Source organism: Vibrio sp. Vb1729 (genome assembly GCF_033338655.1).
GTDB classification, from domain to species: domain Bacteria; phylum Pseudomonadota; class Gammaproteobacteria; order Enterobacterales; family Vibrionaceae; genus Vibrio; species Vibrio alginolyticus.
Window position 1 is genome coordinate 342,989 of record NZ_JAWOTB010000022.1, and the last position, 25,549, is coordinate 368,537.

Annotated in this window: 28 protein-coding genes; 15 read left to right on the forward strand and 13 right to left on the reverse strand. The window is 45.8% G+C overall.

Annotated elements, in window-relative coordinates:
• The first annotated feature begins 1 nt into the window (after position 1).
• From R7E29_RS12765 to R7E29_RS12790, 6 genes are read left to right on the forward strand one after another with little or no spacing between them, the layout of a single operon-like run.
• Positions 2 to 700, forward strand: coding sequence for an ABC transporter ATP-binding protein (locus tag R7E29_RS12765; protein ID WP_206225787.1), 699 nt, complete (start codon positions 2 to 4; stop codon positions 698 to 700).
• A complete protein-coding gene (locus R7E29_RS12770; RefSeq protein ID WP_017633808.1) occupies positions 688 to 1,956 on the forward strand; it encodes an ABC transporter permease in 1,269 nt (422 codons plus the stop codon). Before R7E29_RS12765 ends, R7E29_RS12770 begins: the two co-directional genes overlap by 13 nt.
• The gene (locus tag R7E29_RS12775) at positions 1,949 to 2,734 is read left to right on the forward strand and encodes an outer membrane lipoprotein-sorting protein (protein WP_017633809.1); all 786 of its coding nucleotides are present in this window, start codon (positions 1,949 to 1,951) and stop codon (positions 2,732 to 2,734) included. Before R7E29_RS12770 ends, R7E29_RS12775 begins: the two co-directional genes overlap by 8 nt.
• Before the next feature lie 45 nt (positions 2,735 to 2,779).
• On the forward strand, positions 2,780 to 4,108 hold the full coding sequence (locus tag R7E29_RS12780; RefSeq protein ID WP_213906621.1) for a hypothetical protein: 1,329 nt from the start codon (positions 2,780 to 2,782) through the stop codon (positions 4,106 to 4,108).
• Positions 4,109 to 5,131 (forward strand): sensor histidine kinase, encoded by a 1,023-nt coding sequence (locus R7E29_RS12785; protein WP_151515217.1) that lies wholly within the window; start codon positions 4,109 to 4,111, stop codon positions 5,129 to 5,131.
• A 15-nt stretch (positions 5,132 to 5,146) separates the two neighbouring features.
• A complete protein-coding gene (locus tag R7E29_RS12790; RefSeq protein WP_042522318.1) occupies positions 5,147 to 5,938 on the forward strand; it encodes a LytR/AlgR family response regulator transcription factor in 792 nt (263 codons plus the stop codon).
• 140 nt (positions 5,939 to 6,078) lie between these two features.
• Here the strand turns inward: R7E29_RS12790 and R7E29_RS12795 are convergent, their stop codons facing one another.
• From R7E29_RS12795 to R7E29_RS12810, 4 genes are all read right to left on the reverse strand, one after another.
• Positions 6,079 to 6,573: a peptidylprolyl isomerase gene (locus R7E29_RS12795; protein ID WP_005374458.1), complete on the reverse strand. Its 495-nt coding sequence runs from the start codon at positions 6,571 to 6,573 to the stop codon at positions 6,079 to 6,081.
• A gap of 121 nt (positions 6,574 to 6,694) precedes the next feature.
• Complete coding sequence (locus tag R7E29_RS12800) at positions 6,695 to 8,356, reverse strand: methyl-accepting chemotaxis protein (protein WP_042522321.1); 1,662 nt, start codon at positions 8,354 to 8,356, stop codon at positions 6,695 to 6,697.
• A 175-nt stretch (positions 8,357 to 8,531) separates the two neighbouring features.
• Positions 8,532 to 8,918, reverse strand: a complete 387-nt coding sequence (locus tag R7E29_RS12805; RefSeq protein WP_031780806.1) for a thiol-disulfide oxidoreductase DCC family protein — start codon at positions 8,916 to 8,918, stop codon at positions 8,532 to 8,534.
• 24 nt (positions 8,919 to 8,942) lie between these two features.
• A complete protein-coding gene (locus R7E29_RS12810; protein ID WP_005383215.1) occupies positions 8,943 to 9,737 on the reverse strand; it encodes a DUF4344 domain-containing metallopeptidase in 795 nt (264 codons plus the stop codon).
• A gap of 862 nt (positions 9,738 to 10,599) precedes the next feature.
• Between R7E29_RS12810 and gltS (R7E29_RS12815) the strand changes: the two genes are divergently transcribed.
• Entirely contained in the window at positions 10,600 to 11,835 is a 1,236-nt protein-coding gene (gene gltS, locus R7E29_RS12815) for a sodium/glutamate symporter (RefSeq protein ID WP_005374448.1), read from the forward strand.
• A 100-nt stretch (positions 11,836 to 11,935) separates the two neighbouring features.
• Here the strand turns inward: gltS (R7E29_RS12815) and R7E29_RS12820 are convergent, their stop codons facing one another.
• Genes R7E29_RS12820 through R7E29_RS12830 form a run of 3 tightly spaced genes read right to left on the reverse strand, consistent with a single transcriptional unit; the run spans position 11,936 to position 13,991 of the window.
• On the reverse strand, positions 11,936 to 12,766 hold the full coding sequence (locus R7E29_RS12820; RefSeq protein ID WP_042522323.1) for a membrane protein: 831 nt from the start codon (positions 12,764 to 12,766) through the stop codon (positions 11,936 to 11,938).
• Positions 12,766 to 13,623: an ABC transporter ATP-binding protein gene (locus R7E29_RS12825; protein WP_005383221.1), complete on the reverse strand. Its 858-nt coding sequence runs from the start codon at positions 13,621 to 13,623 to the stop codon at positions 12,766 to 12,768. Before R7E29_RS12825 ends, R7E29_RS12820 begins: the two co-directional genes overlap by 1 nt.
• Positions 13,620 to 13,991, reverse strand: coding sequence for a GntR family transcriptional regulator (locus R7E29_RS12830; protein WP_005374444.1), 372 nt, complete (start codon positions 13,989 to 13,991; stop codon positions 13,620 to 13,622). The genes R7E29_RS12825 and R7E29_RS12830 overlap by 4 nt, the downstream gene beginning before the upstream one ends.
• Positions 13,992 to 14,404: 413 nt before the next feature.
• Between R7E29_RS12830 and gltS (R7E29_RS12835) the strand changes: the two genes are divergently transcribed.
• A complete protein-coding gene (gene gltS / locus R7E29_RS12835; protein ID WP_005374443.1) occupies positions 14,405 to 15,631 on the forward strand; it encodes a sodium/glutamate symporter in 1,227 nt (408 codons plus the stop codon).
• 154 nt (positions 15,632 to 15,785) lie between these two features.
• The gene (locus tag R7E29_RS12840; RefSeq protein ID WP_005374442.1) at positions 15,786 to 16,652 is read left to right on the forward strand and encodes a hypothetical protein; all 867 of its coding nucleotides are present in this window, start codon (positions 15,786 to 15,788) and stop codon (positions 16,650 to 16,652) included.
• 90 nt (positions 16,653 to 16,742) lie between these two features.
• Here the strand turns inward: R7E29_RS12840 and nagB are convergent, their stop codons facing one another.
• On the reverse strand, positions 16,743 to 17,543 hold the full coding sequence (gene nagB, locus R7E29_RS12845; RefSeq protein WP_005374441.1) for a glucosamine-6-phosphate deaminase: 801 nt from the start codon (positions 17,541 to 17,543) through the stop codon (positions 16,743 to 16,745).
• A 374-nt stretch (positions 17,544 to 17,917) separates the two neighbouring features.
• Between nagB and R7E29_RS12850 the strand changes: the two genes are divergently transcribed.
• Positions 17,918 to 18,169, forward strand: a complete 252-nt coding sequence (locus R7E29_RS12850; protein ID WP_005374440.1) for a DUF3081 domain-containing protein — start codon at positions 17,918 to 17,920, stop codon at positions 18,167 to 18,169.
• Between the two features lie 147 nt (positions 18,170 to 18,316).
• On the opposite strand, the gene R7E29_RS12855 is transcribed toward R7E29_RS12850, so the two are convergent.
• Positions 18,317 to 18,670, reverse strand: a complete 354-nt coding sequence (locus R7E29_RS12855) for a DUF413 domain-containing protein (RefSeq protein ID WP_005374439.1) — start codon at positions 18,668 to 18,670, stop codon at positions 18,317 to 18,319.
• A gap of 149 nt (positions 18,671 to 18,819) precedes the next feature.
• Between R7E29_RS12855 and R7E29_RS12860 the strand changes: the two genes are divergently transcribed.
• Positions 18,820 to 19,713 carry a LysR family transcriptional regulator gene (locus tag R7E29_RS12860; protein ID WP_005374436.1) on the forward strand — a complete coding sequence of 298 codons (894 nt, stop codon included), beginning with the start codon at positions 18,820 to 18,822 and terminating at the stop codon, positions 19,711 to 19,713.
• Between the two features lie 81 nt (positions 19,714 to 19,794).
• On the opposite strand, the gene R7E29_RS12865 is transcribed toward R7E29_RS12860, so the two are convergent.
• The 3 genes from R7E29_RS12865 to R7E29_RS12875 all read right to left on the reverse strand — a co-directional run bounded on the left by R7E29_RS12865 (position 19,795) and on the right by R7E29_RS12875 (position 21,472).
• A complete protein-coding gene (locus R7E29_RS12865) occupies positions 19,795 to 20,490 on the reverse strand; it encodes a pirin family protein (RefSeq protein ID WP_047102489.1) in 696 nt (231 codons plus the stop codon).
• 9 nt (positions 20,491 to 20,499) lie between these two features.
• On the reverse strand, positions 20,500 to 20,943 hold the full coding sequence (locus tag R7E29_RS12870; protein WP_005374434.1) for a DoxX family protein: 444 nt from the start codon (positions 20,941 to 20,943) through the stop codon (positions 20,500 to 20,502).
• Positions 20,944 to 21,268: 325 nt separating this feature from the next.
• Positions 21,269 to 21,472, reverse strand: a complete 204-nt coding sequence (locus R7E29_RS12875) for a hypothetical protein (protein WP_017633816.1) — start codon at positions 21,470 to 21,472, stop codon at positions 21,269 to 21,271.
• A gap of 194 nt (positions 21,473 to 21,666) precedes the next feature.
• Here R7E29_RS12875 and R7E29_RS12880 point away from each other — a divergent pair, with 194 nt between their 5' ends.
• The 3 genes from R7E29_RS12880 (at position 21,667) to R7E29_RS12890 (ending at position 24,270) form a co-directional block, all read left to right on the forward strand.
• Positions 21,667 to 23,034, forward strand: a complete 1,368-nt coding sequence (locus R7E29_RS12880; protein WP_054576511.1) for an AlkA N-terminal domain-containing protein — start codon at positions 21,667 to 21,669, stop codon at positions 23,032 to 23,034.
• A complete protein-coding gene (locus R7E29_RS12885; RefSeq protein ID WP_005374431.1) occupies positions 23,031 to 23,513 on the forward strand; it encodes a methylated-DNA--[protein]-cysteine S-methyltransferase in 483 nt (160 codons plus the stop codon). The genes R7E29_RS12880 and R7E29_RS12885 overlap by 4 nt, the downstream gene beginning before the upstream one ends.
• Positions 23,514 to 23,613: 100 nt before the next feature.
• Positions 23,614 to 24,270: a hypothetical protein gene (locus R7E29_RS12890; protein WP_054576510.1), complete on the forward strand. Its 657-nt coding sequence runs from the start codon at positions 23,614 to 23,616 to the stop codon at positions 24,268 to 24,270.
• Between the two features lie 72 nt (positions 24,271 to 24,342).
• On the opposite strand, the gene R7E29_RS12895 is transcribed toward R7E29_RS12890, so the two are convergent.
• The gene (locus R7E29_RS12895; RefSeq protein WP_005374427.1) at positions 24,343 to 24,951 is read right to left on the reverse strand and encodes a YitT family protein; all 609 of its coding nucleotides are present in this window, start codon (positions 24,949 to 24,951) and stop codon (positions 24,343 to 24,345) included.
• A gap of 201 nt (positions 24,952 to 25,152) precedes the next feature.
• On the opposite strand from R7E29_RS12895, the gene R7E29_RS12900 reads away from it, so the two are divergent.
• Complete coding sequence (locus tag R7E29_RS12900; RefSeq protein ID WP_054576509.1) at positions 25,153 to 25,548, forward strand: GFA family protein; 396 nt, start codon at positions 25,153 to 25,155, stop codon at positions 25,546 to 25,548.
• The last annotated feature ends 1 nt before the right edge of the window (position 25,549 follow it).

Genomic DNA, 25,549 nt, shown 5'->3' on the forward strand with positions numbered 1-25,549 from the left:
CATGATCGATTTTAATCAACTTAGTCGCGATTACGCCCTTGGCAGCCAAACGGTACGTGCATTGCGAGACGTGTCTGGTGAAGTGTTTTCCGGCGAAATGGTGGCATTGTGCGGGCCGTCTGGCTCAGGCAAAAGCACCTTACTTAACGTGCTTGGCATGCTGGATACTCAATACCAAGGTCAGGTGACATTTGCAGGCAGCCCATACCCAACCGGACAAATGCAGGCTGCGAAAATGCGCCGTGAAAAGCTTGGTTTTGTGTTCCAAAAATTCAATCTTGTCCCTGTGATGACGGCGTTAGAGAACGTGGCGTATCCGCTGCATCTCAACGGTTTTTCAAAAGCGGAACAAACCGAGCTCGCCACACAAATGCTAGAACACGTTGGCTTGGGTGAGTTTATTCATCACATGCCCGATAACTTGTCGGGCGGTCAGCAGCAGCGTGTGGCAATTGCGCGCGCCTTAGTGCACAAACCTGCATTGGTGATCGCTGATGAGCCAACCGCAAGTCTTGATAGCCAAACTGCCAACAAGGTCATCGACATTATGAAAGGGCTCGGACACGAGCTTGGCACCACTTTTATCGTCGCCACTCACGACCCTCGCATGGCATCCCGTTGCGATCGCACCATTGAATTGGTGGATGGCAAAATTACCCAAACGCACGCAAGTGTGGAGGAGGTTTCATGGGCAAGCTAATTCCAGTTTCCGTTCGCCTTGCTTGGTTGAACCTGCAACGCAATCGCCGCCGCAGTTTGTTGTCGATGCTGATCATCGCCATTGCCGTGTTTGCCTTAACCAGTGCGGGCGGTTTTGGTCTGTACACCTACGACAGTTTGAAAGAGTCGACAGCTCGTGACACGGGGCATCTGACGTTAACCACGCCGGGTTACTTCGCTAAAGAAGAAGAAATGCCACTGAGTAACGGGTTAACTCATGCTGACGACATCACCAAGCAATTGATTGGGTTGAATGAAGTGCGAGGTGTGCAGCCTCGAGTTGAGTTCAGCGGTTTGATTTCCAACGGCAACAAGTCATCGATCTTTATCGGCATTGGTGTTAACGAACGCGAATTCGATATGAAAGGACCGTTTTTGGACGTGCGCGAAGGGCAAACGCTGTCCAAAATTCATGCATCGCGTTATGACCCTACAGAGCCAGAAGTGATGCTTGGCGTTGATTTGGCGAACAACCTAAGCGTGCACGTTGGCGATTGGATTACCTTGCTGGCGACCACTACCGATGGCGCATTGAATGCGTATGACTTCAAAGTACGAGGCATCTACTCAACAGGCGTGCCTGAGCTTGATAAACGCCAGCTTTACGTACACATCAACAGCGCGCAATCGCTGCTCGGTTCAGACAAAGTCAGCGCGTTATCTGTCTTTCTGTTCGATACCAGTTTAACTAGCCAAGTCGAGCAACAAGTGGCTTCGGTTTTGAGTAAGCAAAAGCAGAACTTTGGCGAGCAAGATATTGAGATCACGCCTTGGCAAGAACGTGCGTTCTTCTATCTCAAAGTGAAAGATTTGTACGACCGCATCTTCGGCATCATGGGCGCAGTAATGGCGTTGGTGGTCTTTGTCGCGCTGTTTAACACCATGACCATGTCGGTAACGGAACGCACCCGTGAAATTGGCACCTTGTCAGCACTTGGTAGCTACCCTCGCGAAATTATTGCTGGGTTCTTGCGCGAAGCAGGGTTACTTGCCGTGATTGGCAGCTTAATCGGTGCTTTGTTTACGGCGCTAGTCACCGTCTTACTGATGGTCGTGGATGTGCAAATGCCGCCACCGCCAGGACGCACAGAAGGTTACCCATTGACGATTTACTTCTCTTGGGAGCTGGTGGCTATAGCTGGATTTGCAGTATTGATGATTTGTTTGGTTGCGGCGTTTTTCTCGGCACGCAAAGGGGTGAACAAGCCAATTACGGAGGCACTGATTTATGTTTAATTTCAAATCACTATTACCAATTTCACTGTTGATGGTAAGCAGCATTGCAAGCATGAATGCCAGTGCGAATGAAACAGCGCTAGATGCACAGCAAGTCGCGCAATTGATTGAAAAAGCGGATAGCTACCGCTTGCAAGATGATTCCTCCAAAGTGGTGTCACTGGTGCGCTTATATCAAGACCAAGAATTAGATAAAACCCGCCTTTACCATGTGTACACGCGTCCAAATCGTGAATCGCTGGTGGTGTTCAAATCGGCGGTTGAAGCTGGGCAAAAGATGCTGATGATGGGCGATAACTACTGGCTGCAAATGCCAAAGAGCCGCCGTCCGATTCGAATTACGCCAATGCAAAAACTGCTTGGTGAAGCGTCTATCGGCGACATCTCAACCCTGACGTGGAGCCAAGATTATCAAGGTGAATGGAAAGCGACAGAAACCGTTTCGGTGAACGGAGAGAGTGTTGCGGCTTATCACCTTGCCTTAACCGCGAAAACCAAAGGGGCGAGTTATCAGAAGATCGACTTGTGGTTGTCTGAGCAAGATGCGTTTCCAATCAAAGCCGATCTTTACCTGCGCTCTGGCAAACTTGCCAAGCAAGCGCAATACGGACGTGCAAGCGACAACGGTGAAGACTACGTCAGTGAGATGACCTTGCTTGATAGCATTCAGCCGAGCAAAAAGACCGTTATCGAGTACCAAGAAATCGTGCCTTGGCAACTGGATAACAAGTTCTACAACCCAAGCTATCTGCCTAAAGCCAATACGACTCAGCTTTAGCCTGAACTCAGTAAATAGAACCATGAAAACGAGCAAGGAAGTTACATGAAACCGCACCAGCCTAACCTTAACAAAAGCACCAGTTTGCTGATTGCTGCCTCATTGTGTGTGGGTGCGTCAGCCCCTGCTTTTGCCAATGACGAACTGAGTTTTGAGTGGGATTGGGCTGTCAGTTACGAAACTGCCAAGCAGCGTGACAGCGCATTTATGCAGGCGCAGGGCAGTTCTCGTGATTCACTTAATGCACTGTTGGATGTGCAGGTGAATTATCAGAACTTCAGTGGTTTGTTCGCTCTGTACAGCCAAGGTTTGTACCTCAATCAACAAGGAGAGAGTGAGTGGTGGAGTGAAGCTGATAACCAGTTGCTGATTCGTGAGCTGGCTTGGCTAGGGGAGTGGCAAGTCGGTGATACCACTCTTGATGTGAGCTTAGGTAAGTTGCGCGTGGATTGGGGCGTGGGTTATGGCTACCGACCTTTGGATCTGTTTAAGCCTTATCGACAAAACCCGGTTGGCTTAGTCGCAGAAGAGGGCGCGGGCGTGTTTTCACTTTCACACTACGATATGGCCGGCGAGTGGACGGTGATTGCAACGGATTCAAGCTGGGGGCAACAAGACCAAAGTGCACTTGATCAAGCCGCAGAGCAACAAGGTGTTGGTATTCGTCGTTATGCGCTAGTGGGTGACACCGAGTATCAACTTATTGGTTATTACGATGATGTGCGCCGAGGTTTACTTGGCGCCAGTGCCATTGCTGTGTGGGATGAATCCATCGCCATGCACGGTTCCATGCTGTGGCAAAGACAAAGTGTCGGCTATCAGTTTCAGCTAGGTGATCTTTACCAACCTGTTTCGGTTGAGGAGCAGGGCAGCGCATTCCAAGCCTTAATTGGATTGAACTGGGCAAACCAAACCGGACACAACGTGATTGTTGAATATTGGTACGACAGCCGAGCATGGTCGAAAAGCGAATGGCAACAAGCAATAGGGCGTGGCGAATTACTTTCTCAGATCCCTGATCCCAATGTATCTCTACTTGCGACAAGCTACGCCCAAGGGTTTCAGCATGCCAATATCGTTCAGCATAACGTAATGCTGCACTGGAGTTGGGATGTGGAAGCGTGGGCTGCATGGAACGGCAAAGCAGATATGGGCTGGCTAATTGATGTAACCCCCACGTTGGATGTGATGTTGTCGCCACAAGATGGCGGTGTGATTGTCACGCAGTGGCTTAACTACCAATGGATTGATACCGGCGATCAAAGTGTAGAAGTGGAAGTTGCCGCACGCTTTTTAACCGGAGACGACCAATCTGCTTACGCACAAATCAATGATAAGCATATGATTGTATTTAATATCAAAGGGAAACTCTAAATGTGTTCAGCAAAATCAGTGGTAAAAAGTGGATGGCCGCGTAGCTTATTAGTGACCACGGCATTTTGTCTCTTTATCGCAGCAATGACGCTCTCGGTTTGGGGCGGTCCATTTTACATTCATGTGGCGGTTAGCTTTGGATTTGGCTATTCGGCTATCTTCTTCTCATGGTTGATTGACCGTTTGTTTCCAACCATCCCACGTATGATAGAAGTGGTGTGTTCGCTTGTTGCCTGTTTATTGTTTGGGGTGATTAATGCGCAATTTTGGCTCGGAGAGTATTTTGGTATCTCCGATATGATCCCTGTTGGCTTAATGGGATTACTGTTTAGCGGTATGTGTTATTTCTATTTTTACTCGCGTGAGAAAGAGGCGGTTGCTCAAAGAGAGTTAGAGGCCATCAAACGCGAGAAAGCAGAGCAAGATCGTGCGCTCTTGCTGAGTCAGCTTAAGCAGATGCAAAGCCAGATTGAGCCGCATTTTCTATTCAATACCTTGGCGAATATCAGCGCGCTCATGTCGCAAGATGTTGATAAAGCTAAGCTGATGCTAGAACAGTTAACCGCGCTGCTGCGTGCAACGCTCAAAAGCTCACGTGAAGAGCACACTACTATAGACAATGAAACGGCGTTAATTGAAGCTTACTTGGGTATTCAACAAACTCGTTTGGGTGAACGACTCAGTTACAAGATTGAGGTTGAAGAGGGACTAGGCAGAACCGAGTTACCGCCGATGATGCTACAACCCTTAATCGAAAACGCCATCATCCATGGTATTGAGCCGAAGCGAGAGGGTGGTGAAGTCAGCTTGCTCATCAAGCGCGAACAACAGAACTTGAAGATTGAAGTCAGAGACACGGGTGTTGGCTTGAATCACGTGAGTGGTCACATGGGCTCTGGTGTGGGTCTAAGTAATCTCAAGCAGCGAGTTGAAGCTTTGTTCGCAGGGCAAGGAGAGGTCTCTATCAGTGAGTCTGTTCAGGGTGGCGTTTGTGTTCGCCTGAGTTGGCCAATGGAATCGTAATCAAGGAAGAAAGGAATGAATACAGGGTTTACTGCCATTATTGCTGATGATGAACCGCTATTGAGGCGTCATCTTGATAAAAGCCTAGCTGAAGTGTGGCCAGAGTTAGAGGTGATAGCCAAAGTCGCCGATGGTGAACAAGCGTTGCAAGCCATTGAGCAAAGTCAACCTGACATTGCGTTTCTAGATATTCGTATGCCAGTTTTGGATGGCATGACATTAGCACAAAAGCTCAATCAACTCGCCAATCCACCTTTGATTGTGTTTGTCACCGCGTACGATGATTACGCCATCAAAGCTTTTGAGCAAAATGCTGCCGATTATTTGCTTAAGCCTATCTCGGATGAGCGCCTCCTGACGACGTGTGAAAGAGTGAAAGCACGCCTTGCTAAGCGAACACAAGAGAGCAGCAATGTGCAGATGAGCAGCCTGTTAGAGCAGTTGCAGCAATTATCCGCGCCACAAACGCCGCAGTATTTACAGTGGATTAAAGCGACGCAAGGGGAAGATATTCATCTGATCGCCACGTCTGATGTGTTGTATTTCAAAGCGGAAGAAAAATACGTTTCTGTGTATGCCCAACAAGGACAAGGCAAAGTGCAGGAGTATTTGATTCGTACATCGTTGAAAGAGTTGATAGGGCAGCTTAACCCAGAACAGTTCTGGCAAGTGCACCGTTCAAGCGTGGTGCAAGTGTGCAAAATTAACAAAGTAAACAAAGACTTTGCTGGAAGAATGTTTGTGCATGTTGGAGAAACTAAGCTCCCTGTGAGTCGTGCATCTCAAAGTTTGTTCAAAGGGATGTAATCGCTAGAACTGCTCACTCTTTACACTGTAAACTCGCTGCTCATTTGTTTCGGCAACGAAAACAAAAAGCGCCTAAGTCATCAGACGTTAGGCGCTTTTGTCGTTTTATAGCGACGACTTCTCCGAAGAGATGAATGGGCTTATTCGCTGATCGTCACTTTCTCGATAATGATTGGATCGCATGGCACATCATCGTGACCAAGCTTAGAGGTCGTTTTCACTTTCGCGATGCGGTTTACGACATCCATACCCGCGGTTACTTTACCAAACACGGCGTAGCCCCAGCCTAGGTTGGTAGTTGCGGTGTGGTCTAGGAAATCATTGTCTTCCAAGTTAATGAAGAACTGTGCTGTTGCAGAGTGCGGAGCATCGGTACGCGCCATTGCGATAGTGCCAACAAGGTTCTTTAGACCACGGTTTGCTTCGTTCGCGATAGGGGCGCGTGTTGGCTTTTCTGCCATGTCTTCGGTATGACCGCCACCTTGGATCATAAAGCCGTCGATAACGCGGTGGAAAATGGTGCCGTCGTAGAAGCCATCTTCACAGTATTTTTTGAAGTTCTTTGAGCTAACTGGCGCTCGTTCTAGGTTCAATTCAATTTCGATGTCACCGAAATTGGTGGTCATAATAATCATCTTGTTTGCCCTTGTGGGTGCTAAGTTGGCGGCATTATAGCTAAGTCGCATTATGATAGCAGAAATAAAAACAGCGACGTTTTGGCGTCGCTGTTTGCATAGTGAATGGGTCAGGAAAGCGTTAAACCGTAAAGCGACCGACCAAGTCGTACAGCTCGTTAGCCTTGTGGTTAAGGTTGCCACTGCCTGCTCGGTTTTGGTTGGCAAGGTGTGCCGACTGGCTGCTTTGTTGAGAGATCACTTCAATACGTTGTGAAATCTCTTGCCCAACTTGGCTTTGCTCTTCAGTTGCCGTTGCGATAAGCGTGTTCATGTCCATGATGTTAGCAATTGCGGCTTGGATTTCTTGCAGTGCGGCAGAGGCTGCTCGTGCTTCTTCAACCGTTGCTTCACCACGCGCTTGGCTTGAACCCATGGCTTTCACTGCCGCATCCGAACCAGACTTCAATTGCTCAATCATTTGGTGAATTTCGCCTGTGCTGTCTTGAGTGCGACTTGCCAGTTTACGAACCTCATCGGCAACGACTGCGAAGCCGCGACCTTGTTCGCCTGCACGGGCTGCTTCAATGGCTGCGTTCAGTGCCAATAGGTTGGTTTGTTCGGCGATGTCTTGAATCACTTCTAGCGAAGAAGAAATGTTTTGTACATCGCTCTCTAAGCGAGAGATCACCGTGCTGGCTTCCGACACCTCTAGCGCGAGCGCTTCGACGGAGTTCGCTGCCGAATCAACAATGTGTTTCGCTTGCTGTGAATTTTCATCGGCGTCTTTGGCGGATTGCGCCGCTTGGTTAGCGTTACTGGAAATCTCGTGCGCTGTTGCTGTCATCTCGGTCATTGCCGCTGCGACTTGTTCGGTCTCTTCACGCTGACCAGAAGCCAACTCGTCCACTTGCGATGCTCGCTGTGACATGTCGTTGGTCTCTGAAACGACTTCTTGCCCGACATGGCTAACACTCTTGATTATGCCTTGCAGGCTTTCAACGAAGATATTGAAGTTACGGCTCAACTGAGTGAACTCCGGCACGCTTGATTCTTCCATACGCGCGGTTAAGTCTGCATCGCCTTGCGCGAAAGAGTGGATTGAGGCATCAAACTGCTCGATAGGCTTCATGATGCTGCGGTTAACAAACACCGCGAAGACCGCTACGATAGCTGCAATCGAGACACAGAACAGAGCAATTGCCGTCAGTGTGGTGTTGAGGGCCTGATGCGCGGCTTCTTCCATGTTTGCCACAATGGCGTCGATATCGTCAGTGTAGAAGCCCGTACCTAACATCAAATCCCATTCAGGAATGAAGACCGAGTAGCTGAGTTTCGGTAGTGCTTCGCTCTGACCGAGTTTCGGGAAGTAATAAGTCGTGAACTCACCAGTTTTGGAATTTTTGATCAAATCCTGAATCAGGTAATTGCCTTTCTTGTCCTGCAAGTTATAGAAGTTCTCTCCGATGCCTTTGGTGTTTTTACCCACCACGACACGCACGCCTTTTGAATCGTAACCGAAGATGTAGCCGGATTGGCCAAACTCCAACTGTTTCAAGATAGGCAGTGCTGCTTCAAGTGGGGCATTTTGAGCGAGTAGTGGCTCGACGGCGGAGCGCGCCATTTGGACGTAGTTTTTGAGCTCGGCTTTTTTCATCTCCATCATTTGACTTCGAGTCTGCTCAATCTCGTGTTCGTTGTAGGCTGTGGTTTGTAGATAGGTGAACCACATCATGCCTATTGCCATGGTTAGAATTGGAATTATTGAAAGGATATATAGTCGTTTTCTGATCGTCAGATTCATAGAGACGTCCTTCTCTCGGCGCAGCGTTACAAGTGACAAGCTGAATAAGCTTGCCTGATAAAAGTGTTAATACTTATTGTTGTAATGCTTAGAGATTAACCGAGTTAATCAATCAGAAGTACTGGAAATTTGTAAATCTAGACGAAGGTCGTAGCATTTTTAAGCGGGATCACAATTAACGTGAACACGACCCACTATTGCAACGAGAAGTCCCTGTTAACCAATATGAGACGCGATACCTATTCTTTGCGAATTTGAGGTAAAGCCAGTCAGCAACAGGTTTAACGAGGCGCCAACGCAGTGGAGCGTAGAGCCAACCGCGACCAACTAATTGCCACGCACGATGAGTCACGTCCAACCCAAGCAGAAGCTCCCCCTTTTCGTTGAGGGCGTGCAAAATGGTGTTGGCTTGTTCAGGATCGATCTGAGGATAATCTGCGAATGCATCACTATAGATATCGACGGTTTTGATTTGCTGCTTGGCATCGCGTTGTTTTAGCGCTTTCATCTCTTTGGCACAAAGCGGGCAGGTTCCGTCATAAAATATGGTGAGTTTTGTCATTGCGTTTTTCTTGTTTGAGATTTTCTAATCGCTTTTACGTGGCGAATTTTCTTTTGGTTCATTGTTTTGCAAGTAATGCAGCCAATTGTCGCGAATGTTGCCGTAATTGAATTGGCAGAACTCTTTGCGATCACGCAGGTAGTCTTTTTCTACTTCATCGAGTAAGGCTTTGTATTGCTCAGGATCACTACCGTACACCAGACATAACGTTGAAAAGTAACGCTGCAAATCAAAGCTGTGTTCGTCAATGTACTCGCCAAAATCGTAGTAGTCCGGTCTGTCGTCGGATTCGAATGCGAACATGTCGGCGGCGCTAATGGCCATATCTGCGCCATCTTCTAGGAAGTCAATCATTAAAATAGTGGCAAAATTATCGACCGCATCTTCTTCTTTTCCGAGAACAGGGATGCTTTGATCTTCGATGTAAGCATGTCCAGCTTCATGAAGTAAAGTGTGCAATAACGTATCTAGCGCCCCTGTTTTTGGGGATTTTCCGAAGCGTTCTTCATACTGATTATTGGAGAAGTAATTGAGCGACTCCAAATAAAAAGTGTAAGGAACGTATATTGTGTGTGTATCAGGGTCATACATTGGACCATCTTCTCCGCCGTAAACCAGCGTGAGAGCTTTATCAAATGGAAAGTAGGCCTGAGACAGCTCAGCAAAGATGGTGTTTACATCGCTGCTTTGAATCGATTGTTGGGCGATTTTTTCATGAGTTGTCTCTACGGGAGAATATTGAATACGAATGTTTTCAGCTGCTGTAGCTGATGAGACGACGCTGAGTAATAGCGCAGCGCAAAGCGAATGAATGTTCATGTGGGACTCTTGTTATTGAATAACTTGTATAAAAAATTATACATGTTTTTGCCTGATGCATAGTTGGGGTTGTACTCATTAGTCAAAGTCGGGACGTCGGTCTCGAAAAGCAATCATGATAACATCGCATATTTCGGCTGCTTGGTTCTCTAGGGCGTTTATCAAGACCTCTTGGATAAGAACGGCGGTGAAGTTATTAGCTATGCATCGTTTTCTAAGAAGCTTACTGAGTAACTGTGCTTCGATTTTTATCTGTGAAAATGATAATAGGCAGTTAATCATTGCAAGGTTTAACCATGGGGTTGGTGAATGTCACTGAATTGAAGAAAATTATCAGCGATATGTTATAATCCTGCTCCGTTGTGACGAAAACGTTTGTTGCAGCCTGAGAGTTTCCTTGGATTCGGCTCGTTTATACACCATGAGCCAGAGTTGAAAAGCTACGACAGGAACAGGCAAACCCAATTGTTTTGAACGCGCTCTCGGCGTTTAGCGGTTACAACGGGAAGGAACTTTGTTTGATAGTAATTGACACATTCTGTTTAAGTAAGGGAGCCCGAAGTGGTTCAGAAAGTGTCACCCAGAATTTACTCACAACACGACACCCCAAGCGATAACGCACAGGTATTGCGAGGGGCCATTTGAAGGAGCTGTATCAGCTCCTTTCACATTTAAGGGCTTGCTAACAGCGTAAAAACTGACACATCGCTTAAGGAGCGCCCCTTAAACTAGCCTAAGGCGCATCTACACCAACTTTTTGAGTATTTTCGAAACAATAAAGCGAGAAAATTTGCTATTGAACGAAGGTTAAACTAACACTCATTCATTACGGAGAATGAAGAGAACAATAATAAGAGGCGATATGAATCATTTAATATCTGTAGGTGCACTGGAGTCCTTCTTGGTCGCAATCAGTGTGCTTTTCCTGGGGCATTTTATTAATGCTAAGCTACCGATTTTAAAGAAATTCAACATACCTGAGCCGATTGTAGGTGGTCTTATTGTAGCCTGCATGATTACTGCTCTTCATTTCAACGGCATCGATTTAGAGTTCGACTTGCCATTACAAAATACGTTTATGTTAATGTTTTTTGCGACAGTTGGTTTGGCCGCAAATTACACTCAGTTGATGAAAGGAGGTGCGAAGGTTTTTATCTTCTTAGCTGTCGCATCGTTTTACATCATCATACAAAACGGCGTTGGCGTTTCACTTGCGGCGGCGCTCGGTTTAGATCCTTTGATGGGGTTAATTGCTGGCTCGATTACTCTGTCAGGTGGTCATGGTACAGGTGCTGCGTGGTCACAAACCTTTCAAGACGTGTATGGATTGGATAACGTCTTAGAAATTGCAATGGCATCAGCGACTTTTGGTTTGATCATCGGCGGTATCATTGGTAGCCCTGTAGCGCAGCGTCTGGTGGAAAAGAACAGCATAGAGTCTGAGTATGGTCGTGGTGGTCGAGATGCCAAAACTCACGAGAAATTCCCGGAGTTGGTGACTTACAATGAATACGAAGAAGATAAAGTAACGGCGAAAAAAGTGGTGGAGAAACTCTTCTTCCTACTGATCTGTGTTACTGGGGCCAAGTATGTCGAGCAATGGGTAAGCACGTATGAAATCTCATGGCTGATGATTCCAGACTTCGTATATGCGCTATTCATTGGTGTGATCATTACGAATTTCTTGGAAGTGACCAAGATTCGTAAGTTAGATGCCGAAACGGTCGATATGTTAGGTACGGTATCGCTATCTCTGTTCTTAGCGATGGCTCTGATGAGCTTGAAGTTATGGAATATCTTCGATCTAGCGATTCCATTCTTGGTTATTTTAGCTGTGCAGTCTGTCGTCTTAGCAATCTTTACGTACTATGTTACGTTCAAAGTGATGGGAAGCAACTACGATGCTGCTGTTATTGCAGGGGGGCACTGCGGTTTTGGCTTGGGTGCAACCCCAACAGCCGTAATGAACATGGGTTCGATCGTTAACCGATTTGGCCCGTCGCCACAAGCATTTATGGTGGTGCCAATTGTGGGCGCTTTCTTTATCGACATCGTCAACTTAATTATCTTGCAAGGCTACATTTCATTCCTTGGTTAAAGTTAAGCTGATGAGCTCCTAGAGGCGAAATAAAAACGGTCACAACACTGGTTGTGACCGTTTTTTTATGGCTTGGCTTGGTCGTTTATTGAACGAAGAATTATTGGATAGTTCGGCTGAACTTGAGGCTAGCTGTCCAACCAAGAATACCAATGAAGGCGTAAATGCCAACGTTTAACCAACCCGCTTGAGGAATGGTATTGAATGGGTTTGGTGTAATAATGGCGTGCAGCGGAAGGTAAAGCACTTCGGAGAAAAAGTGATCTAGCCCGTAGTAACCAAAAAGTGCGATAGGCATCCAACGTAGCGCATAAATGGCGATAAACAAAATGACCAGTGGTGAGTTCACTTTTTGTGAAATAGCCATCGCAGTTAATGCCAGCGGTAACAGCAGAATACCGGCGAACAACATTCTGATTAAAAACTCTCCCCAATGCAGCAGCACGTAACCTAACGAGGCTTGGCGGTACAATAAAGCCAATTGGTGATCAGTAGAGATGTTCAGCAACCACAACATTAAATTTGCAGCGAGTACGAGCACCGAGCAGACGAGCGGAATCACCAATAAGCCAAACCCTAGCTTCACTAAATGGGTTTTTATGTCACTGACAGGCATACTGCGCCAAAACATAATGCTGCCTTCCGCCCGTTCTTTGCGTAGCGTTCTTGGGAAGTACTGAACGGCTAACAAGATAGACAGCAGCCCTGCTCCTCCGGTAATCAACATATTGACGTCATCACCAAGCTCTTTGTGAATGTCACTGACATCGCCACCAAAGCTCATTTGGAAAAACATATTGTGTTGTAGAGTGTCGTTACTCATTAAACTCACAAAGAGAATAACTCCACACGCCAACACAAACAGTGGAATACGTAAAACAAGAGGGTTTTCTAACCACTCTTTTTGCAATATCGCGACAACTGAACGCATTACGCTGCCTCCTTCTGCAATGCTAAAAATAAATCCGCTAATTTCACCCCATGGATGGAACCCATTGTTTCTGCTTGTTGGGCATACTGGGCTTTGAGTAACCATTTCGTTGAACCGAGGCCTTTTTGTGACGAGAGTGGGTTCATCGCTTCAATTTGTGTGCGGTGCTCGTCGTTGGCTTCAAGAATGAAATAGTCTTCACTGATACTGTCCATCGAGGTTTGCAGAACGGGGCGACCATGCTTAAGAATCAGAACATCTGTCAGCAAGTGCTCAATCTCTGATACTTCATGACTGGCGATGATCAACACGCGCTCGCCGTCGTGAAACCATTCCAATAAGTGACGATAAAACGTCTCGCGATACACGAGATCTAACCCGAGTGTCGGTTCATCCAATATGAGGATTTGGGTGTTGGTCGCGATCACAATCGCGAGGTGTAATTGCACCTTCATCCCTTTGGATAAAGATTTGATGCGCGCACGAGGTTTGATGTCCGTTTGACGAAGTAGCGTATCTGCTTGGGCGCGATTGAACCCTGGATGCACGCCCTCGGTATAGTTAAGCAGTTGAGCAACGGTCATCCAATCTGGCAGAACGTTGACATCCGAGATGTAGGATAAGCTCTGCATTATCTTGTCGCGTTGCATAATAGGTTCAAATCCGTTGATACGAATAGTGCCCTGATATTCATGTGCACCGAGTAGGGCATTAATAAGCGTTGATTTACCTGCGCCATTATGGCCGAGTAAGCCAAGTACTTGTCCTGCATGTAGGTCGAAACTCACTTCATGCAGTGCTTCTCCTTGTTGCTGATATTGCTTGGAGACGTTGTTTACACTGACTAATGCGCTCATTGGTCACCTTTCAAGTGTGGTTTTAGTTGTTGAATGAATTCGTCGAGTGACATATCCAGACGCTGTATTGTGTCGGCTATCTGCGGAATTTGTTGCTGAAGAAAACGTGCCTTCTCGTCTGCGAGTAATTTGAGCTTTGCTCCTGAAGCGACAAACATACCTTGACCGCGTTTTTTCTCCACTAGCCCGTCATCAACAAGCAATTGATAGCCTTTCATAACGGTGAGGTGGTTAATTTTCATATCTGCAGAGATGCTACGGACGGAGGGCAGAGCATCGCCTTCTTGCCAGACACCTTGCAGTATTTGCTGCGTGATCTGGTCTGCCAACTGTCGAAATATCGGTTGGCGATCATGCCAATTAGTCATGAGTGAATCTCTTGGTTGAGATGGTGTTATATATATGTATAACACCTAGTGCGTTAGAGAGAAAGTAATAATTTAAAACCTAGTGTATCCGCCTGTCTTATTCGCTCTAAATATCCACCTATGTGGTCGTTGTTTTGAGGTTTTGTTTTATATGGAAATTAATTGCTTCTCATAAGTTGAGAAGTGTTGTTTTTCTCTTCCCATCAATACACTTATCGCCTGTTCTAAATGAATATTCTCACTGAATGATAATTAGCATAATTTTAGGTCTGCCTATTTCTTACTTGATGAGAATCAATGGTCAAAGAGGCCTAGAAAACAAAAGTTTCGAGAGGCAATCTGACTGGCTTAGGCACCTATCTCACGTTGAGCGCGTGCTCAATGAATGAGAAAGAGTAGAGTAAAGAGGTCTCATGAATCAGGTAATATCTATCGGCCCACAGGAGTCGTTCCTCGTCGCAATTTGCGTGTTGTTTTTAGGGCAGTTCATCAATACCAAGTTACCAACCTTAAAAAAATTTAATATTCCAGAGCCAATTGTTGGTGGTCTAGTGGTCGCTTGCGTCATCACGACGATGCACTTAAACGGTGTGGATGTTTCCTTTGATTTACCACTGCAAAACGTCTTTATGCTGATGTTTTTTGCAACCGTTGGCTTAGCGGCAAATTACACCCAACTGATTAAAGGCGGTGCGAAGGTTTTCATCTTCCTAGTTGTGGCATCGGTCTACATTCTTATCCAAAATGCGGTCGGCGTGTCCTTAGCAACAGCGTTGGGGTTAGATCCACTCATGGGGTTGATCGCCGGATCCATTACGCTTTCTGGCGGACATGGAACTGGAGCTGCGTGGTCGCAAACTTTTCAAGAAATGTATGGTTTGCATAATGTTCTAGAGGTGGCAATGGCTTCTGCTACATTTGGCTTGGTGATGGGCGGGATTATTGGCAGCCCTGTTGCACAAAAGCTACTAAACAAACACAACTTGGAATCGGAATACGGACGCACCAATCAAAGTCATCAGAGTTTCCCTGAACTGGTGACGTACAACGAACATGAGGAAGATCGTGTCACAGCGAAAAGAGTCGTTGAAAGCTTGTCCATCATTCTACTTTGCGTGACAGGCGCGAAGTATCTCGAGAGTTGGGTAAGCAGTTTTGACATCAAGTGGCTAATGATTCCCGATTTTGTGTATGCGCTGTTTATTGGTGTTGTTATCACTAACATCATGGAAGTGACGAAGGCGCGCAAGGTTGATTTAGAAACCGTTGATATTCTTGGCACGGTTGCACTATCTCTATTTCTTGCCATGGCCTTGATGAGTTTGAAATTGTGGAATATTTTCGATCTTGCGATCCCATTCCTTATTATTCTTGCTATTCAGTCGGCAGTGTTGGCGATGTTCACTTACTACGTAACATTCCGCATGATGGGAGGCAACTACGATGCGGCGGTGATCGCTAGCGGACACTGCGGTTTTGGGTTAGGTGCTACACCGACTGCGGTCATGAATATGGGCTCCATCGTGAGTCGATATGGTCCATCACCACAAGCATTTATGGTGGTTCCAATTGTCGGTGCATTCTTCATCGACATTGTGAATTTAGTGATTTTGCAAGGGTGCATCGCTTTTATTCGATAACATTCGCTTTTTTACCGAAATAACAAAGCCAGCACCTATACGCTGGCTTTGCTATTTGTAACACGAAATCTTGTTTGCCTGACTTCAAGCCGTGAAATCAATGCGTTACTATGACGACATAGTGTTCAATTTTGCAGCAGCATGAGGTACCCACATGTCTGAAAAAATATCGACGTCGGCATTAGCGAAAATGCGCAAGGTAGAAGCTAAGCTGCTGTTTGCCGATCTCAAACGTGCAGGCTACATCGTTCGCCAAGATGAAAAGTGGATTTTGACCGAAGAAGGGGCAAAGTTTGGCGGTGAGTATGTGGATCACCCTAAATTTGGCCAGTTCATCGTCTGGCCGACCAACTTACATATTGAGCTGACTCCCAGCTCAGGGAAAACATTGAGCGCGACACAACTGGGTGAAAAGCTGAAATTGAATGCGAAGCGCATGAACCAGCTTTTGAGTGAACTGGGTTGGTTGACCAAATCCGAAGAGGGATGGAGTGTCACAGAAGCTGGTGTGCGCGCTGGTGGGCAGCAAAGAACCGATAAAGAAACACAAAATACCTTTGTCGTATGGCACGATGTGGTGCTGCGTAACAAGCGTCTTAAGCAGTCTGTCATTGAGTTTTTAGGGCAAGACGCGGAGTCACATTCTACGGATAAATCGTACTCAAGCTTTCGCCAAAAATTTGAAGCCAAGCACCGAACATTAGATGGGCATTACGTACGCTCTAAGGGTGAGTTGCTCATTGACAACTGGCTGTACTTGGCTGGTGTAGTGCACGCTTATGAGCGTCAGTTGCCGATTGACCAAGATGTCACTAGCGATTTTTACTTGCCAGGTGGCAAAGTCTATTTGCAATTTTGGGGAAGTGACGATGGGGAGATGGCTCAGGCCGACCGTGAGACCATTCGTACTGTTTATGAGCAGCATCATTTCAATCTTATCGAAGTCGAACCGAGTGAACTAGACAAGTTGGATGAAGTGCTTCCTAAGCGTCTTCGTCAGTTTGGTATTAAAGCTTATTGACGACTTAAGCCCGCTGTTCAGATAAGAAAAAACCCGTGTTCAACACGGGTTTTGTATTTTTAGTGTATTTCTAGGCTGCCATCCTATGGGTTAAAAGCCTTTGATGTTTTCTGCTTCTAGCTCAGAGAAGTACTTCACTGTCTTCACTTTCAGTTCTTGTTGAGCTGGTTCGTCGCATACGATCACCGCTTTAGGGTGAAGCTGAAGTGCAGAAACTGTCCATAGATGGTTTACACAACCTTCCACGGCTGCTTCAAGTGCCTGAGCTTTGTTATGGCCAGTGACCAAGATCATCACTTCCTCTGAGTCTAGAAGCGTACCAACACCGATAGTCAGCGCGTATTTAGGCACTTGGTTGATGTCGCCGTCAAAGAAGCGAGAGTTCGCAATGCGAGTGTCTTCAGTGAGGGTCTTGATGCGAGTACGAGAAGAAAGAGATGACGCTGGCTCGTTGAACGCGATGTGACCGTCGTTACCCACGCCGCCCATGAACAGGTTGATCTTGCCGTAAGACTTAATTTTGTCTTCGTAACGCTTACATTCTGCGTCGTGATCGTCTGTGTTACCGTTCAGTAGGTTGATATTTTCTTCTTGAATATCAATGTGATTAAAGAAGTTGTTGTACATGAACGAGCGGTAAGATTCTGGGTGATCCGCAGGGATGCCAATGTACTCATCCATGTTAAAAGTCACGACGTTTTTGAAGCTGACTTCGCCGGCTTGGTAAAGCTCGATTAGGGCTTTGTAGGTTGCTAGAGGAGTGCCACCAGTTGGTAGACCCAGAACGAATGGACGCTCAGCAGTAGGTTTAAAGTCGTTGATACGCTTAGCGATATGCGCAGCTGCCCACTTACCTACTTGTGCTGCTCGAGTTAACGGGATAAGTCTCATTTTGTGCCCCTAGTTATTGGAATTGACGATGTACTGAAACATTAATTCGCATTATAAAATAAGTAATGGCGAACTGCTATTGTTTTAGGTCAAAATTTTGCTTTTTCTTTAACCAATGTTGGTTTTGTCGACGATTTTTATATCTAAATGCTTTTATAAGACGATTTTTTACAAAGAAATTGCATTATGAAACTGACGAATCAATAGATAAAATTTATGATCTAAATTAAGTTCTGCCTTCGCACTTAACCTTGTTTTTTAACAACCTACAGAGTGCGAAATCGCATACGAACTTCAAATATTATGGGTTAGATATGGCATGGCGCTCATTCTTTAACCATAATTGAAATGTGTAAACCAGTGAGGAATTCGGTATGAAAAATGAGTTAGATCCGAGCAAAGTACTACAGGCTTACGAATGTGTGATGAACAACGGTACGCCAACCGAATTTGGTAAAATGTATGAAGGTGTAGAAGCGTTTTCTGACTACGATGGGTACAACGTTTTCTTGAGAGGGAATGGTGTTGAGCTAAAAATTGGCTTCCACAACACCTATCACTTGGAATATGACCAAGAGCATTTGAAAGAGAGCTTTCTGAAAAAGATTGCGACGCTCGCCAAGTAAACGGTCATCACCCAAATATTAAAAAAGCCCTTGGGAGAATGCCCCCTTGGGCTTTAGGAGAAGAAATGAGCTTGTCTTGCTCGCTCAGTAAAGTCAAACGAGCTTTCGCCTACTGCTAGAAAAAGGCGAGAACTAGGTTATTGGTTATTAATCGTCTTCAACCAAACTCTCTTCAATGTATTCTTCTGTGGCGTCAGGCTTGTTACGACCATTTAGCGTATGGAAGCGCTTGCGACCACGAGCAAGTTGGGTGTACTTTAGCCACGTACGCTCAAGTTTTGTTTTTGCTTTGCCCGGGTTTTCTAACACCTTGATGAAGTGTTTCTCTTCGCTGTTTTCAGGTGTTAATTCGCCTGACTCTAAGCCAAGCATTGTATCCCCATAAATTGTTAGGATTTCCTCTTCTGAAAGAGTAAAATCGCCAGACTTTGCAAAGCCGCGTGGGAATTTTACGTTATCGTAAAAACGTTTTTTGCCATGACGGAATTCAGTGTCAGACATGTCAACAGCCTCTGTAACCGTTATTGATGAATGTAGTGAACTTACGGCGAAAATTAGGCTTAAATCTAACAAAAGAAAAACAAAACTTTTTTGTCGTCATGATTTTAATTAGTTGTTAATCTGGTTTTATATTAACCAGGAGATGGTTTATGGATGTAAAAGTCTTTCGAACATTTTTAGAGCTGGCAAGAGTTCGTCACTTTGGACGTGCTGCTGAGAACCTTTATATTACCCAAGCCGCTGTGAGCGCACGTATCAAACAATTGGAAAGTTACTTCGATACGCAATTGTTTATTCGTGATCGAAATAACATAAAGTTGACCTCTGCAGGTGAGCGCTTAATCAGCTATGCCGAGGTAATGGTCACTACATTGCAACAAGCGAAGCTAGAATTATCGCTTGAAGATGGCAAAGCGCTGCAACTAACGTTAGGTGGCACGCCAAACATTTGGGACGCTTATTTACAGAATTGTTTAAGTGTCGTCACAGATTCGTTTGGTGGTTATGGCTTCATGGCAGAAGTGATGGGACGTGAGATGCTCAGTCGTAGCTTGCTAGAGCGCACGTTAGATATGGCATTTGCGTTCGATCAGATCAAAGCTGATGAGCTTAACTGTAAAAAAGTGGCAGATGTTGTTCTCGTTCTGGTATCAACTGAGAAAGATTCTTTAGACACCGTTTTCGAAAACAAATATGTGTACGTTGACTGGGGGACGCGTTTCTCCTCAGAGCATTCTGAACGTCACCCTAAGATTCCGGCTCCATATTTACGCACTTCAACAGCGCGTATCGCATTGGACTTTATTTTAGAGAAGGGTGGAGCCGCGTACTTACCAATCTCTCTCGTGGAGCCATTTATCGCTAATGGGCAGCTTCACAAGGTGTCTGGAGTAGAAGATTGGTGTCGCCCTATCTATTTGAGCTATCGTAAAGCTAGCTCGTCTGTAGACGCGATTAAGCAAGTGGAAGAAATTGTCAAAGAGATCGATCCACTGACCGCTTACAGTTTTCAGCAAATTGGTTCTGGCACTTCCGACGAATAGCGTTGAATGAAAAGTCAGAAAAACGAAAAAGCCGCCTTGAGAAATCAAGGCGGCTTTGTTTTTATCTCGATGAATCGATAGTTATGGTAAGTCAAACAACAGGGCTGTTGTGCTTTCGTTTGATGTATTGCGCAAAACAACCTTACTTTGGTGTTCAATCTTCGCGCCGTCGCCAGCCGTCAAAGTGGTATTGTCGACACTAAGGCTGCCTGTCACTTGATGGATGAATAGATTTCGGCCCGACTCAATCTCAAAGTTTAGTTCGCTACTTGGCTCAAGAATTAACTGATGCAAAGTCGCATCTTGCTTGATAAGTAGCGTGCCGTTTTCTCCAGTTGGAGTTGCGATAGTCGTTAACCCAGGATTGCGCCCAAAATCTTTTTGCTGATAACCTGGTTTGGTTCCAAATGCGTTTGGTTGAATCCAAATCTGTAGAAACCGCAGCGTATCTTGGTTCGACGCATTGTACTCACTGTGGTAAATCCCTTTCCCTGCCGACATGAGTTGGAATTCACCTGCAGGTAGTGTTTTGACGTTACCTTCACTGTCTTTGTGTGCGATAACACCTTCCAACACATAGCTGATGATCTCCATATCACGGTGGCCATGTGTATCAAAACCCGCGCCAGGCTTGACTACATCGTCATTAATGACTCTCAGCTCAGAAAAGCCCATATGTTGAGGATCGTAGTAGCTACCAAAAGAAAACGTATGTTTGCTATCAAGCCAGCCAAAGTTTGCTCGACCTCGGTCTGCTGCATGTCTTACCGTAATCATAAGGCCTCCTTAAGAGAGCTTTTTGTTTAAAAAGTTATCTAACGCTGCTTTACCTGCGCCAGAGAACGCCAGAGAAACGCTTGCTGCCAGTAATGCTAAGCCAAACTCGTAACCGTTGTTTGCCATGAACAGGCCATTTTCAAAGTGGACAGAGAATATCGCTACCACCATCGTGAACGCCAAAGCAACCGCTGCTGGTCGAGTTAGCAGACCAAGTAAAATGAACAAGCCGCCAAAGAACTCTGCGCTGCCCGCAAGTAACGCCATGAGCACGCCAGGACCTAAACCGATAGATGCCATCCACTGACCTGTGCCTTCTAGCCCGTAGCCACCAAACCAGCCAAATAGTTTTTGTGCGCCGTGCGCCATAAAGATAATGCCGATTGGAACGCGAAGTGATAGTGCGCTGTAACCTGCGTTTGATGTGGTAATTTTCTGTAATAGTGCTTTCATGATTCTGTCCTCTGACTCTTTTCAATGAGTGGGAAGCGTGTGCTCCCGTGCTGTTGAGAACAGTTTAGGTAGAGGCGAACATAAAAATAACGGGAGGATTTTGATAAACTCGTTCTAAAAAATTGAATAGTTGGTTTTTATTTATTTAAATCAATGTCTTGATTTTTATATTCGAGTGTTTATTTGCCGATTACTGTCTGTTTTAAATCAAGGTCTGTCATTATTTTCGATAAACATTTTTGCTGTTAAACAAAAAAAGAGCACATGTACTGTGCTCTATTGCTTTCGCTTTTAACAAGGGAGAAAGGTGCCTTAAAGAAAACCGTCAGAGGTTCATTAAGCTCTCTAATGACTCCTCTACATTGTTGTAGTGATAAGTTCGAATATTACGTCCATCCGTCGCATTAATCTGAATTTCTGAGATCTCGTTATCTGAGTCTCGTTCGATAATTCCAATAGAATGATCTACGGATTTACTGGTAATAACCTTTTGGTTTCTTAATACAATTACGCAAGTATGTAAGTCCATGCCAATTCCCTTTAGCCGACGTTGTTGTGATGTTCTGGATCTAACTTTAGTGTACAAAAGCGCTAATGCCAATAAATCTCAATATTGAGTTCCGAAAATGGCTAATTGTGGGCGCTTAAGCAAGCTACAATAACACTATATTGAACGATGCCTATGAACAATAAATGACAAAAGGCATGAGCAAGGAAAGCACTATGTTTATTCACCCCCATACCTCACTGACCTTCGAGCAGTGTCACAAGGCGCGAGTCGCGCGAGACAGTCGTTTTGATGGGCGATTTTATGTGGCGGTAAAAACAACGGGAATCTTTTGTCGTCCGATTTGCCCGGCAAATTTGCCTAAAGAAGAAAATGTTGAGTATTTCGCTGATAAGACGCAAGCCCTTCAAGCAGGGTACCGTCCGTGTTTACGTTGTCGACCTGACAGCGCGCCTGGATCTTGGGCATGGAAAGGTGTCGAGACGACCTTTCAACGAGCGATTTCGTTAATTGATAGAGGGGAGTTGCATCACCATTCGGTGTCTGAGTTGGCTGAGCGTGTTGGGATTTCTGACCGTTACTTACGTATGTTGTTTGAGCAGTATCTAGGTATGTCACCCAAGCAGTATGCGCAATATCAGCAACTAATGTTCGCCAAACAGTTGCTTCACTCCAGCTCTATGTCGGTCACCGACGTGGGGTTTGCATCAGGTTTTAACAGTACGCGCCGCTTTAACGATGCTTTTCAAAAGTTTCTCAAACTAACGCCTTCTCAAGTACGCCGTAAAGAGTTTGATGGTGCGGGTTGCAATCGAATTGCCTTACCTTATCGAGGTGAGTTGAATTGGTCGCACATGTTGGACTTCTATCGTTTGCGAGCGGTTGAGGGGGTTGAGCTGGTGAGTGATGAGAGTTATCAGCGCAACGTTTTTTTGGATAACAGCAAAGCCTGGTTTAAAGCGACAAAAGGTGAAGGATACTTAGAACTGGCGTTTGAAATTGAAGACGTAACGAAGCTGCAAAACTTGGTGTCTGACATTCGTCGTATGTTCGATCTTGACGCTGATATTTGTACTGTTGAGCAGCATTTGGAGTATGTTGCGCCTGGGCTCGTGTCGAGTAAAGGTATTCGTATTCCTGGTGTATGGAATGCATGGGAAGCAGGGGTTAGAGCGATTTTAGGCCAGCAAGTGTCGGTTAAAGCTGCGATTGGTCAACTTAACTTATTGGTGGCCACACTTAGTGGAGAGTCAGAAAAACGTTTTTTCCCGACTCCCAGTGATATTGCGAACGCCGACGTGAGCTTTTTGCGCATGCCGCAAAGCCGTAAAGAGACGCTAGTGCGCTTCGCCCAGTTTATGCAGGACAACTCAGAAGCTGACCCCCAGCAGTGGCTAGCTTTGAAAGGCATTGGACCTTGGACCGTCAGTTATGCTCAACTGCGAGGGCAATCTCAACCCGATTGCTTTCTAGATAAAGACTTAGTGGTGAAAAAGGCGATGCAGCGTTACCCATCACTGAATACGCACACTGCGGCCCCTTGGGGAAGCTACGCGACGTTTCACTTATGGAATCAATCATGAAAACATTTTATACCGAAATGCCGAGTCCACTAGGAACGGTGACTATCCAATCGAACGCTGAGGGCTTACTTGGCATTTGGTTTGAAACATGCACCACTAAGCCGAGTGAGCTGGGGGTGCGAGACGAGCAGCATCCGGTCTTGCGCCAAGCTGTCACCCAACTGGATGAATACTTTGCTGGTCTGCGCAACGAATTCGACTTGCCCCTTGCAGCGACAGGCACTGATTTTCAAAATCAAGTTTGGCAGGCACTAACGACCATTCCATATGGGGAAACGTGGAGCTATCAAGATCTCGCGAATGCGATAGGTAACCCTAAAGCTGTGCGTGCTGTTGGGTTAGCAAATGGGAAGAATCCGATTTCTATCGTGGTGCCTTGTCATCGCGTTATTGGCAAAAGCGGAAAACTGACTGGGTATGCAGGTGGAGTGGAGCGCAAGCAACGTTTGCTCGCGTTGGAGCAAGGCACACCGCTTTAAGTGAGGCGATTCTCATATAGGGATTAAGCGTGCTACACAGGGGTAACGATAGTGTAGAGTTTCATATTCGTTATACGAACAGAAAAAGGACAATAAGGACATGCCTTTCAAAACGGATTTTGATGCCTTCATGAGTGAGTGTTGGCAGCATCACGAGGAAAATCCCGAACAAATTTATGCTCAGCTAGAAACGGCTCTGAGCGAGGTGGAAGACGTTACCCAAATCGAGCGAATATTCGCATTGATGCTGCATACCGCTATTGGGCATCTCCAGAGCCCAGAACAGTTTCTTACTTGTTTAGATCACTTTGATGAACGCAAGGTTGCCGAGAGTTTGGCATTTCAACGCAGTATTGCCGTTGCGCGCTACTTCGTAGATGGCACTGACAATATGGAATTATTGGAAGAGCAAGAACAACGCCGAGTTTACGCTTTGATTTCGAATGAACTTTCTGCACTTGTTCAGCTTGAACTGGCGAGTCAATGGTTGGTGAAGGCAGCGTTAGGAATGACGCCGAACGATGCAGAAGGGCCATTAGCGCGCGCTATCGCGATCACTGCGAACAACTTAGCATGTCAGTACGAAGCGCTGGCTGAGCGCTGTGAGGTTATTTGTCAGCAAAATGGTAGCGACGCGTTTGAGCTGTTCCACGCACATGACTTGTTGATGCAAGTACACTTCCATCTTAGCCAGAAATATAAAGCTAAATTGGATGAAGAGATGCAGCAGCACTGCAAAACGAGCTCGTTGACGTGATCTTAGCGTTGAATGAAAAAAGCCCCGAGCGACTGGCTGGGGGCTTTAGGGTTGTTGACTATGCAGCGATGATTATGCTGCTTGCGCTTTTGCTTGGTATCGTCCTGGTTTATGGTTCATCGCCAAAATCAAGTTCGTTGCGATGGCACCTAGAACAGATAGAGCGATAAGGTGCACATCTACAATGAACAGTGACATCACCACGATGGCACAATCTAACGCCATTTGAACTTTACCCGCTCGAACTCCAAAACGTTCCTGAAGGTACAACGCTAGAATGTTAAAGCCACCCAAACTCATTTTGTGACGGAAAATTACCAACATACCGATTCCAATCAGCCCACCACCCAAAAGTGCCGCATAGAAAGGTTCGATTCGTGAAATCTCAATCACATGATGCAGATGATCGACCGCAAAAGAGACAATCGAAACCGCAATAAAGGTATTGATAGTGAAGCGCCAACCCATGCGCATCACAGATAAAATATAAAAAGGGAGGTTAAGAGCGAAAAATATCTGACCAAAACTGAAGTCACTCACTTTGGTTAGGAAGATCGCCAAACCAGCCGTACCGCCAGTGAGCAATCCTACTTTGCTAAAAAATATCACCCCAAGTGACACCAACGCACTGCCGAGCGTCAGAGCCAAGAGGTTCTCTCTTAGGCTATGATCTTTGTCCATAAATTAATTTCCTTGGTTTAAAAACCGCGCCGGAGATAACACGTCTCACGGACGCGATAGACAGTCGCCAAAATAGCAACTAACAAATCGGCCAATAAAATGTCGCGAAAAGTGATGGATGTCGAGTTTTTGGACGAAATTATGATGATATTAACCTGTTTAACATAATGTACACAGATAGAAAAACAACAAGGAAAAGTTATGATTAAGAAAGTTGGCAACACCCAAATCAACACATTACATCGACTGAGTTGTCACTGTGGAAAAGTTGAGCTGGAACTGGCGTTACCCAATGGTATTGAGAAGCCGAGACGGTGTGACTGTTCTATGTGTCGACGTCGTGGCGCGATTGTAGCATCTGTACCTTTGAACGGTATTCGTATTGTGCAAGGCGAAGACGTCTTGAAGCAGTATCAATTTAATACACACACTGCGAAGCACTTTTTCTGTGGCGAGTGCGGTATTTATACGCACCATCAGCGTCGTTCTGACCCGAGTGAGTATGGCTATAATGTCGGCTGCTTAGAGGGCGTCAACCCATATGATTTGGGAGCGATTGAAGTGATGGATGGCGTTAACCATCCATCCGACCGTTAGG

Excerpts from the sequence above, each read along its gene's own strand:
- R7E29_RS12855 (WP_005374439.1), bottom strand. The coding sequence starts at position 18,670 with ATGTCTGACACTGAATTCCGTCATGGCAAAAAACGTTTTTACGATAAC.
- R7E29_RS12805 (WP_031780806.1), bottom strand. The coding sequence starts at position 8,918 with ATGACAAAACTCACCATATTTTATGACGGAACCTGCCCGCTTTGTGCC.
- R7E29_RS12775 (WP_017633809.1), top strand. The coding sequence starts at position 1,949 with ATGTTTAATTTCAAATCACTATTACCAATTTCACTGTTGATGGTAAGC.
- gltS (WP_005374448.1), top strand. The coding sequence starts at position 10,600 with ATGAATCATTTAATATCTGTAGGTGCACTGGAGTCCTTCTTGGTCGCA.
- gltS (WP_005374443.1), top strand. The coding sequence starts at position 14,405 with ATGAATCAGGTAATATCTATCGGCCCACAGGAGTCGTTCCTCGTCGCA.
- R7E29_RS12840 (WP_005374442.1), top strand. The coding sequence starts at position 15,786 with ATGTCTGAAAAAATATCGACGTCGGCATTAGCGAAAATGCGCAAGGTA.
- R7E29_RS12875 (WP_017633816.1), bottom strand. The coding sequence starts at position 21,472 with ATGGACTTACATACTTGCGTAATTGTATTAAGAAACCAAAAGGTTATT.
- R7E29_RS12830 (WP_005374444.1), bottom strand. The coding sequence starts at position 13,991 with ATGACTAATTGGCATGATCGCCAACCGATATTTCGACAGTTGGCAGAC.
- R7E29_RS12765 (WP_206225787.1), top strand. The coding sequence starts at position 2 with ATGATCGATTTTAATCAACTTAGTCGCGATTACGCCCTTGGCAGCCAA.
- R7E29_RS12870 (WP_005374434.1), bottom strand. The coding sequence starts at position 20,943 with ATGAAAGCACTATTACAGAAAATTACCACATCAAACGCAGGTTACAGC.
- R7E29_RS12900 (WP_054576509.1), top strand. The coding sequence starts at position 25,153 with ATGATTAAGAAAGTTGGCAACACCCAAATCAACACATTACATCGACTG.
- R7E29_RS12780 (WP_213906621.1), top strand. The coding sequence starts at position 2,780 with ATGAAACCGCACCAGCCTAACCTTAACAAAAGCACCAGTTTGCTGATT.
- R7E29_RS12790 (WP_042522318.1), top strand. The coding sequence starts at position 5,147 with ATGAATACAGGGTTTACTGCCATTATTGCTGATGATGAACCGCTATTG.
- R7E29_RS12800 (WP_042522321.1), bottom strand. The coding sequence starts at position 8,356 with ATGAATCTGACGATCAGAAAACGACTATATATCCTTTCAATAATTCCA.
- R7E29_RS12880 (WP_054576511.1), top strand. The coding sequence starts at position 21,667 with ATGTTTATTCACCCCCATACCTCACTGACCTTCGAGCAGTGTCACAAG.
- R7E29_RS12895 (WP_005374427.1), bottom strand. The coding sequence starts at position 24,951 with ATGGACAAAGATCATAGCCTAAGAGAGAACCTCTTGGCTCTGACGCTC.
- R7E29_RS12850 (WP_005374440.1), top strand. The coding sequence starts at position 17,918 with ATGAAAAATGAGTTAGATCCGAGCAAAGTACTACAGGCTTACGAATGT.
- nagB (WP_005374441.1), bottom strand. The coding sequence starts at position 17,543 with ATGAGACTTATCCCGTTAACTCGAGCAGCACAAGTAGGTAAGTGGGCA.
- R7E29_RS12865 (WP_047102489.1), bottom strand. The coding sequence starts at position 20,490 with ATGATTACGGTAAGACATGCAGCAGACCGAGGTCGAGCAAACTTTGGC.
- R7E29_RS12890 (WP_054576510.1), top strand. The coding sequence starts at position 23,614 with ATGCCTTTCAAAACGGATTTTGATGCCTTCATGAGTGAGTGTTGGCAG.
- R7E29_RS12770 (WP_017633808.1), top strand. The coding sequence starts at position 688 with ATGGGCAAGCTAATTCCAGTTTCCGTTCGCCTTGCTTGGTTGAACCTG.
- R7E29_RS12885 (WP_005374431.1), top strand. The coding sequence starts at position 23,031 with ATGAAAACATTTTATACCGAAATGCCGAGTCCACTAGGAACGGTGACT.
- R7E29_RS12825 (WP_005383221.1), bottom strand. The coding sequence starts at position 13,623 with ATGAGCGCATTAGTCAGTGTAAACAACGTCTCCAAGCAATATCAGCAA.
- R7E29_RS12785 (WP_151515217.1), top strand. The coding sequence starts at position 4,109 with ATGTGTTCAGCAAAATCAGTGGTAAAAAGTGGATGGCCGCGTAGCTTA.
- R7E29_RS12795 (WP_005374458.1), bottom strand. The coding sequence starts at position 6,573 with ATGATTATTATGACCACCAATTTCGGTGACATCGAAATTGAATTGAAC.
- R7E29_RS12810 (WP_005383215.1), bottom strand. The coding sequence starts at position 9,737 with ATGAACATTCATTCGCTTTGCGCTGCGCTATTACTCAGCGTCGTCTCA.
- R7E29_RS12860 (WP_005374436.1), top strand. The coding sequence starts at position 18,820 with ATGGATGTAAAAGTCTTTCGAACATTTTTAGAGCTGGCAAGAGTTCGT.
- R7E29_RS12820 (WP_042522323.1), bottom strand. The coding sequence starts at position 12,766 with ATGCGTTCAGTTGTCGCGATATTGCAAAAAGAGTGGTTAGAAAACCCT.